This window comes from Enterocloster sp. 210928-DFI.2.20 (genome assembly GCF_020554465.1).
Taxonomy (GTDB): domain Bacteria; phylum Bacillota; class Clostridia; order Lachnospirales; family Lachnospiraceae; genus Enterocloster; species Enterocloster bolteae.
This window is the reverse complement of record NZ_JAJCHK010000041.1, coordinates 1-18703: the sequence shown is the minus strand read 5'-3', so window position 1 is coordinate 18703 and position 18703 is coordinate 1. Positions and strand designations below refer to the sequence as shown.

12 protein-coding genes are annotated in these 18703 nt (G+C 52.3%); all 12 read left to right on the top strand.

The annotated features are described in order from the left end of the window. Positions 1-85: 85 nt before the first annotated feature. The 12 genes from LI015_RS24555 to LI015_RS24500 all read left to right on the top strand — a co-directional run bounded on the left by LI015_RS24555 (position 86) and on the right by LI015_RS24500 (position 18479). Positions 86-1723 carry an ABC-F family ATP-binding cassette domain-containing protein gene (locus LI015_RS24555; protein ID WP_002568956.1) on the top strand — a complete coding sequence of 546 codons (1638 nt, stop codon included), beginning with the start codon at positions 86-88 and terminating at the stop codon, positions 1721-1723. Positions 1724-1814: 91 nt separating this feature from the next. Then, on the top strand, positions 1815-2300 hold the full coding sequence (locus LI015_RS24550) for an S-ribosylhomocysteine lyase (RefSeq protein WP_002568955.1): 486 nt from the start codon (positions 1815-1817) through the stop codon (positions 2298-2300). Between the two features lie 76 nt (positions 2301-2376). After that, on the top strand, positions 2377-3132 hold the full coding sequence (locus LI015_RS24545) for an exodeoxyribonuclease III (protein ID WP_227126565.1): 756 nt from the start codon (positions 2377-2379) through the stop codon (positions 3130-3132). A 12-nt stretch (positions 3133-3144) separates the two neighbouring features. Further along, entirely contained in the window at positions 3145-4992 is a 1848-nt protein-coding gene (locus tag LI015_RS24540) for an ABC-F family ATP-binding cassette domain-containing protein (protein WP_002572944.1), read from the top strand. A gap of 235 nt (positions 4993-5227) precedes the next feature. Then, on the top strand, positions 5228-7255 hold the full coding sequence (locus LI015_RS24535; RefSeq protein ID WP_227126564.1) for an alpha-amylase: 2028 nt from the start codon (positions 5228-5230) through the stop codon (positions 7253-7255). A 79-nt stretch (positions 7256-7334) separates the two neighbouring features. After that, on the top strand, positions 7335-8312 hold the full coding sequence (locus tag LI015_RS24530) for a M20/M25/M40 family metallo-hydrolase (RefSeq protein WP_002568951.1): 978 nt from the start codon (positions 7335-7337) through the stop codon (positions 8310-8312). A 241-nt stretch (positions 8313-8553) separates the two neighbouring features. After that, the gene (locus tag LI015_RS24525; protein ID WP_002568950.1) at positions 8554-11310 is read left to right on the top strand and encodes a cation-translocating P-type ATPase; all 2757 of its coding nucleotides are present in this window, start codon (positions 8554-8556) and stop codon (positions 11308-11310) included. A gap of 122 nt (positions 11311-11432) precedes the next feature. Next, entirely contained in the window at positions 11433-12329 is an 897-nt protein-coding gene (locus LI015_RS24520) for a fumarylacetoacetate hydrolase family protein (RefSeq protein ID WP_002568949.1), read from the top strand. Between the two features lie 16 nt (positions 12330-12345). Further along, positions 12346-12810: a methylglyoxal synthase gene (locus tag LI015_RS24515; protein ID WP_002568948.1), complete on the top strand. Its 465-nt coding sequence runs from the start codon at positions 12346-12348 to the stop codon at positions 12808-12810. A gap of 69 nt (positions 12811-12879) precedes the next feature. Beyond that, positions 12880-15957, top strand: coding sequence for a 1,4-alpha-glucan branching protein GlgB (glgB, locus tag LI015_RS24510; RefSeq protein ID WP_227126563.1), 3078 nt, complete (start codon positions 12880-12882; stop codon positions 15955-15957). A 210-nt stretch (positions 15958-16167) separates the two neighbouring features. Then, entirely contained in the window at positions 16168-17670 is a 1503-nt protein-coding gene (locus LI015_RS24505; RefSeq protein ID WP_038282362.1) for a sensor histidine kinase, read from the top strand. A gap of 11 nt (positions 17671-17681) precedes the next feature. Then, on the top strand, positions 17682-18479 hold the full coding sequence (locus LI015_RS24500; protein ID WP_002568944.1) for a response regulator transcription factor: 798 nt from the start codon (positions 17682-17684) through the stop codon (positions 18477-18479). Positions 18480-18703 lie beyond the last annotated feature (224 nt).

The following is an 18703-nucleotide window of genomic DNA, read 5'->3' as shown; positions in this document are numbered from 1 at the left end:
CCCTCTTTTACTAGAAATATCAGCAGATACCAGAAATATCAGCGGAACAGATTAAGAAGAACAGATTAAGAGAAAGGTAACGAACATGATTAGTACAAGCAACATATCTCTTCGCGTGGGCAAGAAGGCATTGTTTGAGGATGTGAATATCAAATTCACCGAGGGCAACTGCTATGGACTCATCGGCGCAAACGGTGCCGGAAAGTCCACATTCCTTAAGATCCTGTCAGGCCAGTTGGAGCCTACCAGCGGCGATGTCATCATCACTCCCGGACAGAGGCTGTCCTTCCTGCAGCAGGACCACTTTAAGTATGACCAGTACACGGTCCTGGATACGGTCATCATGGGCAATAAGAGACTGTATGAGATAATGAAGGAAAAGGAAGCCATCTACATGAAGGAGGACTTCACGGACGAGGACGGCATCAAGGCCGCTGAGTTAGAGGGTGAATTCGCCAACATGAACGGATGGGAGGCAGAGTCAGATGCTGAAAGCCTTTTAAACGGACTTGGTATTGAGCCGGACCTGCACTATGCGCAGATGGGATCCCTTCTGGGCGCCCAGAAGGTAAAGGTACTTCTGGCCCAGGCCCTGTTCGGCAACCCCGACATCCTGCTTCTGGATGAGCCTACCAACCACCTGGACCTGGATGCCATTGCGTGGCTGGAGGAGTTTTTGATTAACTTTGAGAATACAGTTATCGTGGTATCCCATGACCGTTATTTCCTGAATAAAGTCTGCACCCAGATAGCTGACATTGACTACGGAAAAATCCAGCTGTTCGCAGGAAACTACGACTTCTGGGTAGAGTCCAGCCAGCTGATTGTGAAGCAGATGAAGGAAGCCAACCGCAAGAAGGAAGAGAAGATTAAGGAGCTCCAGGAATTTATCCAGCGCTTCTCCGCCAATGCGTCCAAGTCCAAGCAGGCCACTTCCCGTAAGCGCGCCCTTGAGAAGATTGAGCTGGACGACATCCGTCCTTCCAGCCGTAAGTATCCGTACATTGATTTCCGTCCTTTCCGCGAGATTGGCAATGAGGTCCTGACCGTGGAGCACTTAAGCAAGACCATTGACGGCGAAAAGATACTGGACGATATCTCCTTCATTCTGGGCCGCGAGGACAAGGTTGCCCTGGTAGGACCAAATGAGCGGGCCAAGACCGTGCTCTTTAAGATTCTGTCCGGTGAGATGGAGCCGGATGAGGGTAGCTATAAGTGGGGTCTTACCACCTCGCAGGCTTATTTCCCCAAGGATAACAGCGCCGAGTTTGACAACGACGACACTATCGTAGAGTGGCTGACCCAGTATTCTCCTGAGAAGGACGTAACCTATGTCCGCGGTTTCCTGGGACGCATGCTGTTTGCCGGCGAGGACGGAGTAAAGAAGGTGAAGGTTCTTTCCGGAGGTGAGAAGGTGCGCTGCATGCTGTCCAAGATGATGATATCCGGCGCCAATGTGCTGATGTTGGATGAGCCTACGGACCACCTGGACATGGAGTCTATCGACGCTCTGAACCGCGGTATGATTAAGTTCCCGGGCGTGATGATTTTCTCCTCCCGTGACCACCAGATTGTGCAGACTACTGCAAACCGTATCATGGAAATCATTAACGGCAAGCTGGTTGATAAGATTACCACCTATGACGAGTACCTTGAAAGCGACGAGATGGCACGTAAGAGATTTACCTTCACACTGACTGAGAGTGAAGAGGCAGATGATTAATATAGTGGCAGTGACAGGGCGGCAGGATGGATAAATCCTGCCCCTTTTCAGTCATTTTATGAGTATGGAGCGGATTAAGAGGAGGACAGATATGGAAAAAATTACAAGTTTTACCATTGACCACAATAAGCTGCAGCCTGGAGTCTATGTATCCAGGAAGGACCAGGTGGAAGGGGGAATGGTGACCACCTTTGACCTGCGGATGACCTCGCCCAATGAGGAGCCGGTGATGAACACCGCAGAAATGCATACCATTGAGCATCTGGGGGCAACCTTTTTAAGGAATCACGGCACCTTTGGCAAAAAGTGCATTTACTTCGGACCCATGGGGTGCAGGACCGGTTTCTATCTGCTTCTGGCAGGGGATTACCAGTCCGCGGATATCCTGCCCCTGATGGTGGAAATGTATGAGTTTATCAGGGATTTTCAGGGGGAGGTGCCCGGGGCGTCGCCAAAGGACTGCGGCAATTATCTGGATATGAATTTGGGCATGGCCAGATACCTGGCCGGGAAGTACCTGGAAGTACTGTACCATGTGGACCAGTTCCCGGAATCCAGGCTGGTATATCCGGAGTAGGCAGCTGTTTGAAAACGACACAGGAACATACCGGAAACCCATTCCCGGACCATGTTCCGGAGAGGAGCCATAAAGAATGACTAAGTTGATTTCGTGGAATGTAAACGGCCTCAGGGCCTGCGTAGGTAAAGGCTTTCTGGATTTTTTCAGGGAAGCGGAGGCAGATGTATTTTGTATACAGGAAAGCAAGCTTCAGGAGGGGCAGATTGAACTGGACCTGCCCGGCTATCACCAGTACTGGAACTACGCCAGGAAAAAGGGATATTCCGGCACAGCCATGTTCACGAAAGAGGAACCCGTGTCCGTGTCCTATGGCATCGGCATGGAGGAACACGATACCGAGGGGCGTGTGATTACGGCAGAGTTTCCTGAATATTATGTGGTGACCTGCTATACCCCCAATTCACAGGACGGCCTGGCTAGGCTGGATTACAGGATGAAGTGGGAGGACGATTTCCTGGCATACCTTAAGAAACTGGAGGAAAACAAGCCTGTGGTATTCTGCGGGGATCTGAATGTGGCCCACAAGGAGATTGACCTTAAGAATCCCAAGACAAACAGGAAAAATGCCGGCTTTACCGATGAGGAGAGGGGCAAGTTCACAGACCTTCTGGCAACAGGCTTTGTGGACACGTTCCGCTATTTCTATCCGGACCTGGAGGGGACTTACTCCTGGTGGTCCTACCGTTTCAGCGCCAGGGCCAAGAATGCAGGGTGGCGCATTGACTATTTTTGTGTATCAGAAAGCCTTAAGGATAGACTGGTAAGCGCATCCATCCACAATACGGTTATGGGTTCAGACCATTGCCCGGTGGAGCTGGTGATTGAATAAGAGGAAAAGACGATGAATCTGGTTACCATTGAACATTTGACAAAATCATACACGGAGAGGCTGCTGTTTGACGACACGTCCTTCTCCATCAACGAGGGGGAGAAGATTGGGCTGATTGGCGTCAACGGCACGGGCAAGTCCACTCTCCTTAAGATTGTCGCGGGGCTGGAAGATGCGGACAGCGGCAGCGTGGTAAGGGGCCGCAGCCTCTACATACGCTATCTGTCCCAGATCCCGGAATTCGCGGAGGGGGATACGGTGCTTGAAAGCGTTATGCGGGAAAATGCCGGGGAAACCCACTACAGTTCTGCGGACGAGATGCAGGCCACGGCCAAGAGCATGCTTAACAAGCTGGGTATCATAGAACACGATGCCCTGACATCCACCCTTTCCGGCGGACAGAGAAAGAGGGTGGCCTTAGCCAGTGTGCTTATGAGTACAGCGGACCTTCTGATACTGGACGAGCCTACCAACCATCTGGACAGCGGTATGGCTGACTGGCTGGAGGAATATCTGAAAGCCTTCCGGGGCGCCCTGCTGATGATTACCCATGACCGGTACTTCCTGGACAGCGTGGTGGGCCGCATTGTGGAGCTGGACAAGGGAAAGCTCTACAGCTACCAGGCTAATTATGAGGGCTTCCTTGCCCTGAAGGCGGAGCGCATGGAGATGGCCGAGGCATCGGAGCGTAAACGGCAGACCATTCTGCGCAATGAGATTGCCTGGATGCAGCGGGGAGCCAGGGCCCGTTCCACCAAGCAGAAGGCCCATATACAGCGGTATGAGGAGCTTCGGGACCAGAAGGGGCCGGAATATGACCGCAACGTGGAGCTGGAATCCATAGCCAGCCGGTTAGGCAGGACCACGGTGGAGGTGAAGGATCTGTGCAAGGCTTACGGGGACAAGGTGCTGATGAAGGATTTCACCTACATTTTCCTGAAAAATGACCGTGTGGGTATCATCGGCCCCAACGGAAGCGGAAAGTCCACCCTGATGAAGATGCTGGCAGGCTGGGTGGAACCGGATTCCGGCACCATCCAGATAGGACAGACCGTGAAGATGGGGTATTTTTCCCAGGAAAATGAGGCCATGGATGAAAGCCTTAAGGTTATCGACTATATTAAAAATGTGGCTGAGTACGTAAAGACAAAGGACGGCAGTATCAGCGCCAGCCAGATGTTAGAGCGGTTTTTATTCCCCTCCGGTATGCAGTATACCTCCATAGGCCGCTTATCAGGCGGGGAGAGGCGGAGGCTTTACCTGCTGCGTATCCTTATGGAGGCGCCCAATGTGATACTGTTGGACGAGCCCACCAATGACCTGGATATCCAGACACTGACCATATTGGAGGACTATCTGGATACATTTCCGGGCATAGTTATAGCCGTATCCCATGACCGGTATTTCCTGGACCGCGTTGTGAACCGAATCTTTGCCTTTGAGGGACAGGGAAAGGTGACCCAGTATGAGGGCGGATTTACGGATTATCAGATTGCCTGGTCCGCCAGACATCCCCAGGAGACAGGGGAGCAGAAGGGCGTAAGAGCCGGGGACAGTGATGAAAACGGGTCCGGCCTCCCCATAAATCGGAATAACTGGAAGCAGGCCGCAGGCGGCGAAAAGAAGCGCAAGCTTTCCTTTAAGGAACAGCGGGAATGGGAAACCATTGAGGCGGATATCGCGGCTCTGGAACAGTCCATCGGAGATTTGGAGCAGGAGATTGGAAAATCCGCCACCAACTATACCAGGCTCAATGAGCTGATGGAGGAAAAGTCCGCCAGGGAAGCACAGCTGGAGGAGAAGATGGAGCGCTGGATGTATCTTAACGAGCTGGTGGAGCAGATAGAGGCGCAGAAATAACAGCAGGCACAGTATGGGAGCTGGTTATCAGACGGGTTGTATTTTTCTGATAACCAGTTCTTTTTGTGCATAAAAAGATGACGATTTCTGCCAGGGAGTGTTGATTTATTGACAAAATATCGAATTAACTATATACTTTTCTTATCGTGCTTATGACAGTTTCAAATAGAAAATCCACTTAAAAACAGTTGTTGATAATTCAGAAACAGTGGTCTTGGGAAAGGCGGTAACAGCTATGATGAAGGGATTCCGGATAGACAGGAATGATGGAAGGATATATGCGATGGGAGTGACTGCTGTCTCCGGAGGGGTGCATTTTTCTTTCCCCTCTAAGGGAGAGACCTGCGCCGTTATTTTATATAGGAAAGGGGCCAAAAGCCCCAAGGGTAGAATCGAATTTCCGGTAAATGCCAGAACAGGGGATGTGTGGGGCATGACTGTGCTGGGAGACTTTTCCGGCCTGGAGTACGTGTACGAGGTAGACGGACAGCAGATGCCGGACCCTTACGGGAGGAAGTTTACTGGCATGGAGCGCTGGGGAAGCCTGGCGCGCCGGGACAAGCCGGTCCGCACGCCGGTGGATACAGAAGGGGGCGCGTACGACTGGGAGGATGATATCCTACCCTGCATCCCTTATGACCAGTGTGTGATTTACCATATTCATACCAGGGGATTTACCAAACATGCCTCCTCCGGCCTGGAAGGAGACAGCAGGGGAACCTTTAAGGGCGTGGCGGAGAAGATACCCTATCTCAAAGACCTGGGGATCACCACTGTGGAGATGATGCCCCCGGTGGAGTTTGAGGAGTTAATCATACCGGAGCGTGTGGACGGAAGTCCTTTTGCAGCTGAAGAACCGGACGGAAAGCTGAATTACTGGGGATATACCAGAGGGTATTATTTTGCGCCTAAGTGTGCCTACAGCAGCGGACCTGTGAGGGAGCCTGAACGGGAGTTTAAGGATATGGTGAAGGCCCTCCACAGGGCAGGACTGGAACTGGTTCTGGAATTATTCTTTGACGGGAAGGAAGCGCCCTCCTATGTGCTGGATGTGGTCCGCTTCTGGGCTCAGGAATACCACGTGGACGGCGTCCGGCTGGTGGGCTATGCGCCTGTGAAGCTTTTGGGCGAGGATCCGTACCTCAGCAGGCTGAAGCTGTTGGCGCCCGGGTGGGACGGTGTGGAGCCGGGGCAGGAAAAACATCTGGCTGAATATAATGACGGGTTCATGATGGATATGCGAAGCTTTCTGAAGGGGGATGAGGACCAGCTTAACCGTCTGGTATACCACATCCGTCATAATCCCGGCCAGGTGGGCGTTGTCAACTACATGGCTAATACCAATGGCTTTACCCTGATGGACATGGTGTCCTATGACACAAAGCACAATGAGGCCAACGGGGAGGAGAACCGGGACGGAACAGACTACAACCAGTCCTGGAACTGCGGAGTGGAAGGCCCCAGCAGAAAGAAACGCATCATGCAGATGCGCAGGAAACAGATACGCAATGCCCTGCTCATGCTGTTTTTAAGCCAGGGAACTCCTTTGCTTATGATGGGGGACGAATTTGGCCGGACCAAGAAGGGAAACAACAACTCCTACTGCCAGGACAATGATATATCATGGCTTAACTGGGGCCTGTTAAATTCCAACAGCAGCATCCATGAATTTGTAAAGCATGTAATTCAATTCAGAAAGGAGCACTCCGTGTTCCATATGGAGAAGGAGCCGGCCCTGATGGATTACCGCTCCGTGGGGCTGCCGGACGTGTCCTACCACGGCCTTAAGACCTGGTGTCCCATGTTTGACCGTTTCCTCCGCCAGCTGGGTATATTATACTGCGGAAAATACGGTAAAAAGCCGGACGGAAGGGAGGACGACTACTTCTACGTTGCGTTTAACATGCACTGGGAACCACATGAGTTTGCCCTTCCCAACCTGCCGAAGGACTATAAGTGGCATACGGCCTTTAATACGGACGAGGACCAGGTGAACGGCATGTATCCCGGGGGCAGTGAACCGGTTCTGGAGAACCAGAAGTCCATAATGATTATGGCAAGGACCATCGTGGTTCTCATGGGAAAGGAGGTTCCCGCGCAGAAGAAAGCCTCCAGGGGAAAGGCAGCGGGAAAAGGCGAAAGAAAGGAAGAGGAAGCAGATGATACTGTCAGAGGAAATGATACGGTATATAGAGAGCCACAGGCAGGAGGCTTACAGCCTTCTTCTGGAGCTGGCCAGGATACCGGCGCCCTCCAACCATGAAGAGAGGCGGGCTGAATTCTGTCTGAACTGGCTTAAGTCCCAGGGCGCCAGGGGCGTATATATTGACCAGGCCCTTAATGTGGTGTATCCGGCGGATGTAAGCCAGGACAGGCCGTTGGATGTGTTCATGGCCCATATGGATGTGGTGTTTTCCGATGAGACAGAACTTCCCTTAAGGGTAGAGGACGGACGCATCTATTGTCCCGGCGTGGGAGACGACACGGCATGTCTGGTATGTCTTCTGCTGGCAGGGAAATATATAGCCCGGCATGTGGATTCTCCCAGTTGGAGGGAAATCCGGGGGGAGGATGCCCCCGGACTTCTGCTGGTGTGCAATGCAGGGGAAGAAGGTCTGGGAAACCTGAAGGGAGTGCGTAAGATCTGCGAGGACTACGGCGGCAGGATAAAGAGCTTTTGTACCTTTGACAGTTCTCTTTCCAGCATCGTGGACAGGGCGGTGGGTTCCAAGCGCTTCCGGGTAAAGGTCCGCACCCGGGGCGGTCATTCCTACAATGACTTTGGCAATGATAATGCCATAGCGGGACTGGCGTCCCTGGTGGGGAAGCTTTATAAAATCCAGGTGCCGGAGGGCGGAAAGACAACCTATAATGTAGGTATGATATCAGGAGGGACATCGGTTAATACCATTGCCCAGGAAGCCGAGATGCTGTACGAGTTCCGTTCCGACAAAAGGGAGAACCTGGAATATATGGAACGGCAGTTCATGGAGGTACTTGACCGTGCAAAGGCAGAGGGGACGGACGTGTCTTTCCAGGTTATAGGAGTCAGGCCCTGCGAAGGCCAGGTGGACCCGGCACAAAAACAGGCCCTGACAGACTGGGCCCACCGGGTGGTTGAAGAAATGACCGGACAGGCGCCCAAACACCATGCCGGCTCCACGGACTGCAATATCCCGCTGTCTTTGGGGATTCCAAGCGTGTGCGTGGGAAGCTTCCGCGGCGCAGGGGCCCATACCAGGGAGGAATATGTGGAGACAGATTCCCTGGAGGAAGGCTATAAGGTGGCATTCGGTATGATTTTCGGAAGAAGGGATTGATTTTAAGGACAGGCGGTAAAGCTTTCTCGCCCCGGCTGTGTATGGCCGGTCATAATGATTCTTACTAATTCATAGATTTAGAGTGGGTACTCTTATGGAGTGCTCCCGGAAACAGCGTATGCATGCGCTTCCGGGAGCATTTTTATATCTGTTCACGCGGCGTCTGGCGGATACCGGGGAAGCAGACGCACATTAGCGCAGGCTCATAAGAACCATGAATTAGGTAAGAGGGGAGAGACAGATGGCAGATTGGTTTGAACAGCCGGAGGCAGAGGTGTTAGCCGGGCTGGACTCCGGAAGGCAGGGAATTGACAGCGGGCAGGCGGAGCAGCGTCTTAAGGAATATGGGGAAAATGTATTGGAGGAGGCAGGACGGCTCCAGTGGTGGCAGGTATTTCTTGCGCAGTTTAAGGACCTTTTGGTCATTATCCTGATCGGGGCGGCCGCAGTGTCCATGCTCACAGGGGATCCGGAGAGCGCCATGGTCATATTTGCGGTCCTGCTGCTAAATGCAGTGCTGGGAACGGTCCAGCACCAGAAGGCGGAAAAATCCCTGGACAGCTTAAAGCGGCTTTCCTCGCCTGAAGCCAGGGTCCTGCGGGACGGGCGCAGCATGACCATACCGTCCGCCCTGGTGGTACCGGGGGATATCCTGCTGCTGGAGACCGGCGATATGGTGGCCGCGGACGGACGGCTGCTGGAGGTGTACGGGCTGACCGTCAATGAGAGCTCCCTTACAGGGGAATCCCTGGGGGTGGAGAAACACACCGGGGCGGTGAAGGCGCGGGAGGGAACCGTGGCATTGGCCGACCGGACCAACATGGTATTTTCCGGTTCCCTGGTGACCTCAGGCCGTGCCGTGGCAGCGGTAACAGCCACGGGAATGAATACGGAAATCGGTAAGATAGCTGTGCTGATGAACGGAACCAAGGAACAAAAGACCCCGCTTCAGGTAAGCCTGGACCGGTTCTCCGGACATCTGGCCATTGCCATCATAGCCATCTGCGGCCTGGTGTTTTTGCTCAGCCTGTACCGCCGGGAACCGGTGCTGGATGCCTTGATGTTTGCCGTGGCCCTGGCAGTGGCAGCTATACCGGAGGCGCTCAGCTCCATCGTCACCATTGTCCAGGCCATGGGCACCCAGAAAATGGCAAGGGAACAGGCTATCATAAAAGATTTGAAGGCGGTGGAGAGCCTGGGATGCGTCTCTGTTATCTGTTCCGATAAGACGGGAACCCTGACACAGAACCGCATGGATGTGGAGCAGGTGTACGTCAACCACACGCAGCAGCAGCCGTCATGGCTGGAAAATGAAAAGAGAAGGAGCGATGTCAGGCTCCTGCTTATGGGGGCGGTTCTTAATAACAACGCCTCCGGCCAGGACGGGGACCCCATGGAGACAGCGCTGTTTAACATGGCAAGGGAGGCAGGGCTTATCCCGGAACAGGTTCGGCTCCAGAGTCCCAGAAAGGGGGAGATTCCCTTTGACTCCCGCCGCAAGCTTATGACTACCGTAAATGAGATAGAAGGACACGATATTGTCTTTGTCAAGGGAGCCGTGGATGTGCTGCTGAAAAAATGCACCCGCCTGGCTAATCCGGCCGCCGGCCAGGGGACAGGGTTAGCCGGCCAGGGGACAGGGGCAGCCGGTCAGAGGCCGGGGGAATCCGGCCAGAGGCCAGAGGCAGCCATACCCTGCCGTACCTTGTCGTCCTCGGACCGCCAGAGGATACTGGACCAGAACAGCCGCTGGTCTGCCAGGGGACTCCGGGTCCTGGCTTTTGCATGCCGTCCTTTCAATGAGGAGGGAAAGGAGCACGGTAATTCCGGCTTAGCCGGGGCAAAAGCAGGGAACAGCCAGGAACGCTCATCCCTGTCAGGAAGGCTGGAGGATAATCTGGTGTTTCTGGGGCTCACTGCCATGATGGATCCGCCCAGGCCGGAATCGCGCCAGGCAGTGGCCAGCGCCAGGCAGGCAGGCATACGCCCTGTGATGATCACAGGGGACCATAAAGTGACCGCCATGTCCATAGCAGAGCGGATCGGCATATTTACGCCGGGCAACATGGCGGTGACAGGGGCGGAGCTGGACCAGATGGAAGAGGAGGATTTGAACCGGAGTCTGGAACACATTTCAGTCTATGCCAGGGTATCGCCGGAGCACAAGATACGTATTGTCAAGGCATGGCAGAACCGGGGACACATTGTGGCAATGACCGGAGACGGTGTCAATGACGCCCCGGCCCTTAAGAAGGCCGATATCGGCGTGGCCATGGGAATCACGGGAACCGAGGTGTCCAAGGATGCGGCGTCCATGATATTGGCGGACGACAATTTTGCCACCATCATAAAGGCAGTATCCAACGGCAGGAATGTGTACAGAAATATAAAGAACTCCATCCAGTTCCTTTTGTCAGGCAACATGGCAGGCATTTTCTGCGTATTATACACATCCCTTCTGTCCCTGCCCCTGCCCTTTAAACCGGTGCATCTGCTGTTTATCAACCTTATAACGGATTCCCTGCCGGCCATTGCCATAGGGATGGAACCGCCGGAGGAAGGTCTGTTAAAGGAGCCTCCCAGAAATCCAAAGGAGGGCATCCTCACGGCGTCCTTTATACGGGATATCCTGGTCCAGGGAGCCCTGATTGCGGCAGCCACCATGTGGGCCTATACCACCGGACTTCATGAGGGCGGTGCGGGAAGGGCCTGTACCATGGCATTTTCCACCCTTACCCTGGCCCGGCTGTTCCACGGATTCAACTGCCGCAGCAGCCATTCCATCATACGTCTGGGGCTGGGAAGCAACCTGTACAGCGTTATGGCGTTCCAGCTGGGCGTGGTTCTTCTGGCAGCGGTGCTCTTTGTGCCGGGCCTTCAAATCATGTTTGCCGCAGCCGATTTAAGCCTGAGCCAGCTTACCACCCTGGCGGCGGCCGCTTTCCTGCCCACTCTGGCAATCCAGATACATAAGATACTCCGGGAGTCTATTTATTAGGCAGAAGGGCTCTGACAGGGGGAAGGGCGATTTCTGAAATAATGGCAAAATCGTAGAAAAATTCGGAAAAATGTGATAGAGTAAACATGAGATACACGTAATGGTATGAGCAGGAGGGCATTATGAGACTAGTTACATATGAAATCGAACACAAATCCGGACTTGGAGTCATCAGCAGGGACGGAAGCTGGGTCTATCCCCTTGCTTCCCTGGATATGGATTATAAGACCATGCAGGAGCTGATAGAGAACATCAGCGAGTCGGAGAAACAGCTGCTGGAGTATGTGTCCGGCCAGGACCCATATAAGGTCAGGGGGGCTGCCCCTATTGGGGAGGTAAGCCTTTTAGCCCCGATTCCCCACCCTCGGCAGGATGTTATCTGCCTGGGAATCAATTACATGGCTCACGCTGAGGAATCGGCCAGATTTAAGAAGGAAGCATTTGACGGGGAAAGGCCCCATGCCATCTATTTTTCCAAGCGGGTAAACCGTGCCACGGATCCCGGGGCAGGCATCCCAAGCCACAGGGATATTGTAACGGATTTGGATTACGAGGCAGAGCTGGCAGTCATCATCGGCCGCGAGGCATCCCATGTCAGGGAGGAAGATGTAAAGGACTATATATTCGGATATACTATCATCAATGACGTCAGCGCCAGGACCCTGCAGACACGGCATAAGCAGTGGTATTTCGGCAAGGGGCTGGACGGCTTTCTGCCCATGGGACCATGCATAGCCACTGTGGATGAATTGTCCTATCCGCCCAAAGTACAGGTACAGTCCAGGGTGAACGGCGAACTTCGCCAGGACAGTAATACGGAGCTGCTCATATTTGATATCAGTCACATTGTAAGCGAACTTTCCCAGGGCATGACCTTAAAGCCAGGAACCATTATTGCCACGGGAACCCCGGCAGGAGTGGGCATGGGCTTTGACCCGCCGAAATTCCTGGTTCCGGGAGATGTGGTGGAGTGTACCATAGAAGGGATAGGTACCATCGCAAACAAAGTGACAGACTGAAAGGAGACAGATGAAAATGGATTATTTACCTATGACAATACGCAGACAGAAGAACATTGCCCTGATTGCCCACGACCAGAAGAAACGGGAACTGATACAGTGGTGCGGGGAACATAAGGATATACTGTCCAGGCATTTCCTGTGCGGGACCGGCACAACGGCCCGTATGATTACGGATGCAACCAACCTGCCTGTAAAGGGGTATAACAGCGGCCCCTTGGGCGGCGACCAGCAGATTGGGGCCAAGATTGTGGAGGGAAAAATTGATTTTGTGATTTTCTTTTCCGATCCGCTGACAGCGCAGCCCCATGATCCGGATGTTAAGGCTTTGTTAAGGATTGCCCAGGTGTATGATATTCCCATTGCAAATAACAAGGCCAGCGCGGATTTCATGATTACTTCTCCCCTTATGGATGAAGAATACGAGCATGATGTGGTTAATTTCAGACAGAATATTGCTGACAGGGCAAATACCCTTTAGAAGTAGGATATACAGCAGGCATGCTGATATCAGACCGAAGAATGAATAAACTTACAAGGGGGCAATCATATGGAACAGAAATTATACGATTTGATGGACTGGGCAGGGATTGAAGAACTGGTGTATTCGGAAGCATCCAATCCCCATGCCATGCTGGGACCCCATCTGACAGAGGATGGACTTCTGATTCAGGCGCTGGTACCCACTGCGGCTGAAATCAGTGTGAAGATTTCCACCACCGGGAAGAAATATCCCATGGAGCTGGCGGACGAGGCTGGTTTTTTCGCGGCCCTGATACCACGCAAGAGCAAGACGCCCTATACCCTGGAGGTCACCTATGACAACGGGGTGACGGAGGAACTCTGTGATCCCTATTCATTTGCTCCCCAGTACCGGGAAGAAGACCTGAAGAAATTTGCAGCGGGCATCCACTATACAATTTATGAGAAAATGGGCGCCCATCCCATGACCATTGACGGGGTATCCGGCGTGTACTTTTCCGTGTGGGCGCCATGCGCCATGCGCGTCAGCGTGGTGGGGGATTTCAACCTTTGGGATGGAAGACGCCATCAGATGCGCCGCCTGGGCGAAGGGGACGGCAGCGTGTTCGAGCTGTTCATTCCCGGTCTGTATGAAGGTGAGATATATAAGTACGAGATAAAGACAAGGGCAGGGGAGCCTATGCTGAAGGCTGATCCCTATGCAAACTACGCAGAGCTGCGTCCCAACAATGCCTCTATTGTATGGGATATTGATAAATACACATGGAACGACAAGTCATGGATGGATCAGAGGGCAAAGACAGATACAAAGGACAAGCCCATGAACATATATGAGGTCCATCTGGGCTCCTGGATCCGTAAGGAGACGGTCAGGGATGAGACAGGACAGGACCTGGCGGGTTCCGAATTTTATAATTACCGGGAGCTGGCCCCAAGGCTGGCGGAATACGTAAAGGATATGGGATACACCCATGTGGAGCTCATGCCTGTGATGGAGCATCCTCTGGATGAATCCTGGGGTTATCAGGTAACAGGGTATTATGCCCCTACCAGCCGTTACGGTGCTCCTGAGGATTTCATGTACTTTATGGACTATATGCACGGACAGGGAATCGGCGTCATACTTGACTGGGTGCCGGCCCATTTCCCAAGGGATGCCTATGGAATGGCTGTGTTTGACGGCACCTGCGTCTATGAACACATGGACCCCAGGAAGGGCTCCCATCCCCATTGGGGCACTCTGATATACAATTACGGCCGTCCCGGCGTAACCAATTTTCTGATTGCCAATGCGCTGTTCTGGGCGGACAAGTACCATGCGGACGGAATCAGGATGGATGCGGTAGCTTCCATGCTCTATCTGGACTATGGGAAGAATGACGGTGAATGGGTGCCTAATATATACGGAGGCAATGAGAATCTGGAGGCAATGGAGTTCCTGAAGCATCTGAATTCCGTATTCAAGGGCCGAAAGGACGGCACGGTCATCATCGCGGAGGAGTCCACTGCATGGCCAATGATTACAGGCGATCCGAAAGAGGGCGGCCTGGGATTTAACTATAAGTGGAACATGGGCTGGATGAATGATTTTACCAACTACATGCGGTGCGACCCTCTTTTCAGGAAAAACAATTATGGGGAGCTGACATTTTCCATGCTGTATGCCTACAGTGAGGATTTTGTGCTGGTATTCTCCCACGATGAGGTGGTTCACGGCAAGGGTTCCATGATTGGCAAGATGCCGGGTGAGACCCTGGAAAAGAAGGCCGAGAACCTGAGGGCTGCCTATGCCTTTATGATGGGGCATCCCGGCAAGAAGCTGCTGTTTATGGGCCAGGAATACGCCCAGACGGCTGAATGGAATGAGGGCGCGTCCCTGGAGTGGGGACTTTTGGAGTATCCTGTTCACAAGAACATGCAGGATTATGTGAAGGCGCTTAACAGGCTGTACCGTGAGCACCCGGCTCTGTATGAGATGGATTATGATCCCGATGGTTTTGAGTGGATTAACTGCAGTTACCAGAATGAGAGCATGATTATATTCCTGCGAAAGAGCAGGAAGAGTGAGGAAACCCTTCTCTTTATCTGCAATTTTGACAATATGGAGCATGAGAAATTCCGTGTGGGCGTTCCCTTCCACGGCAAGTATAAGGAGATATTCAACACTGATGCCAAAGACTTTGGCGGAGAAGGCCGGGTCAACGGGCGTGTCAAGACATCCCGGAAGCTGGAATGGGATGAAAAGGACGATTCCATTGAAGTCTATATACCGCCGATGAGCGTCAGCATCTACACATGCACGCAGGCGGAAGAATCCGAGAAGCCTGAGGCAAAGAAGCCTGGAGTTAAAAAGGCAGCAGATAAAAAGCCTGCGGCCAGAAAAGCGGCATCCGGAAAAACAGCGGCTAGTAAAACAGCGGTAAGCAAAACAGCGTCCCCAAAGAGGATAACTGCTGTGGCGCAGGAGACAGAAGGCGCTGCAGTTGCAAAGGATGTACAGAAGCCTATGGCTGCGTTCAAGGCAGGGCAGAAGCAGATAATCACAACCAAGGAAGAGCAGAAGCAGATAGGCACGTCCAGGGAAGAACAGAAGCAGATAGGCACGACCAAGGAAGAGAAGAAGCGGATAGGCACGACCAAGGAAGAGAAGAAGCAGATAGGCACGACCAAGGAAGAGAAGAAGCAGATAGGCACGTCCAGGGAGGTGCAGAAGCAGATAGGCACTTCCAGGAAGAAGCAGGAGCAGATAGGCACGACCAAGGAGGAGCAGAAGCAGATAGGCACATCCAAGGAAGAACAGAAGCAAATAGGCACATCCAAGGAAGAGCAGAAGCAGATAGCCACGTCCAAGGAGGAGCAGAAACAGCTAGGCACTTCCAGGAAGAGGCAGGAGCAGATAGCGACGTCCAAGGAGGAGCAGAAACAGATAGGCACTTCCAGGAAGAGGCAGGAGCAGATAGCCACGTCCAAGGAGGAGCAGAAGCAGATAGGTACTTCCAGGAAGAAGCAGGAGCAGATAGCCACGTCCAAGGAAGAACAGAAACAGATCAGCACGTCCAAAAAGAGCCGGAAGCAGATCGGGACAGCTAAGAAGAACCAGAAGCAGATAACCGCTTCAAAAACCGAAGGCAGTGAAACAAAATAGGTGATTGGGAATAACTGGAGCGCAAGGCCGGGGGCTTTGCGCTCCCTGTTATTATATGGTATAATGGCGAAAGACACTGACCGGACCATGGGCATTCCAGGAGGGATGGCAGGGTGAAGGATGCTTGATACGGTTACGCAGAGCGCAAATTGGACAAACAGCCGGAAGAAAGCAGGTTTCAGACACATTCTGGTGCGATTGGGGTGGGGTATGTTTTCTTATATTAAAAATCAGTGGCTTTCAATCTCGTTGAAGAAAAAGCTGGGTGCATTTTCCGTGGTTGTCATTTTGGTAATGGGTCTGTCCATTGCCTTCAATATGCTGGTCATGAATTTTTCCCTGGAGAGTTTTAACGTGATACTCAATGACAATTCCCTCTGCTATGATGTGCAGGAGTCCATGGAGCAGGAAGCGGATGCCTTTGAACTCTATGTGAGGGAGCGGTCCTGGGAGAATGCAAAGCAATACAGGCTGGCCTGTTTTAAGACGGAGAGCAGTCTGGAGGCCCTGCCCTTTGACTATGATGTCATTGGGCCTGAGCGGTATGCCAGGACATGGAATATTAAGAATGGCTATGAAGGCTACCAGACTTTCCGGGACCAGGTCCTTCACATGGACCAGTCGGATGAAGGATTTGTGGAGCAATTGTACAGGGTATATGGAATGCAGGGTTATCTGCAGACTTACGCCAGAAGACTGATGCAGTCTACCCTGAAGGAGGGAAAGCGCAGCTACCAGGAAAAGGTTCCTCTCCTCTATGACCTACCCTACATGATTATGGCCTGTTCCGTCCTGATGATTATTACGGTTATCTGTCTGACCAAGCTTCTGTCCAATACCCTGATTGCCCCCATGGTAAAGCTGGCCCACAGCTCCAGGGAGATAGCGAGAAATGATTTCGGCGGTGAGGACCTGGTGGTGGAGAACCGGGATGAGATGGGAGAGCTGGTACAGGCATTTAATAAGATGAAGCATGCCACAGAGGGGTATATCAATACTTTGAAAGAGAAAAACGAGATGGCGGAGCGTCTTCATAAGGAGGAGGTGGAGCGCATCGAGATGGAGAAACGTCTGGACGCGGCCCGCCTGGAACTGCTTAAGAGCCAGATTAATCCCCATTTCCTGTTTAATACCCTGAATATGATATCCTGTATGGCTAAACTGGAGGAAGCCCAGACCACAGAGCGGATGATATCCAGCCTGGGAAATCTCTTCCGCTATAATCTTAAGACCTCGGAGCAGATTGTGCCCCTGGAGCGGGAGCTTAAGGTGGTGCAGGACTATATGTACATACAGCAGATGCGTTTTGGCAGCCGTATCAGCCATGACCTTAGGGTGGAGGTGGACGGCAGCGAGACCATGATACCGGCTTTTACCCTTCAGCCGCTGGTGGAAAATGCCATCATACACGGCATAGCCAGGAAGGAGGAGGGAGGGAGGATATTTTTAAGGATATGGAAGCGGAAGGACAAGATAGTCATTTCCCTGGCTGACACCGGTGTGGGGATGGAGGAAGAGGCGCTCAAAAGGCTTATGGATGCCCTTAAGGGACACCGGACAGCCAGGGTGGGAATTGGGCTGGGGAATATATATCAGAGGATTAAATCCATGTACGAGGATGGGGATTTGAGAATCTACAGCAAGGCAGGCAAGGGGACCGTGGTACAGATTATCCTGCCTGCCGCCCGGGAAGAGGACTATCAGAAGATATAAGGGGGGAACGGATGTTGCGTTTACTGATTGCGGATGATGAGATGATTGAGAGGCAGGTCCTTTATAAGACGCTGCAGAAAAATCTGGGGGACAGGTGCCGGATTTTCCAGGCAGCCAACGGCAGGGAAGCCCTTAAGATCTATGAGGAAGAGAAGATACAGATTGCCATTCTGGACATCGAGATGCCGGGCATAAACGGCATAGAAGCTGCCCAGCAGATCCGGCAGGCCGACAAGGACTGCTGCATCATATTCCTGACAGCCTTTGACGAGTTCTCCTATGCAAAAAAGGCCATCACGGTAAGGGCCCTGGATTACCTTCTGAAGCCTTACGACGAGGAGGAACTGATGTTAGTGGTGGAGGAAGCCATGCATATTGCGGGGGAACACCGGCAGGATGAAGGGGATGGGGATGAAAATGAAAATGAAATTCCTGCGCCGCCAGACACAGAGGAACCGGAGGACGGAGGACATGCCCGTCTGTCAAAGGTTACATCCTTAATCAGCCAGTACATACATGAGAATTATATGTTTGACATTTCCATGCAGGATGCCGCAAGGGCCATGAATTATTCAGAGGCCTATTTCTGCAAGCTGTTCAAGCAGTGTTTTGACCAGAATTTCACATCCTACCTGACACAGTACCGGATAAAGGAGGCCAAGAAGATGCTAAGCCAGCCAACGGTCAATGTGAAGGAGATTGGAAGGGCAGTGGGCTATGGGGATTCCAATTACTTTGCAAAGGTGTTCAAGCGCATAACGGGACAGAGCCCCACAGAGTACAGATTGTCTATTTTCCAGAAGGGATAAAGATTGTATAAAGACCATATATGTGATATTTGCATAAATGGATGGGAGAAACAAGTTAAAATCCTACTATGATTCACAAAAATTTACTATGTTCAGAAACGCAAAATACTCTTATAATAAAATCAGTGTTAAGAAAACATAAAAATATCATGTGAAAGCATGAAAAAAGTATGATCTCTCGGAATCTTGAGTGATCATGCCAGCAAAACTCTGGCATTGAACTT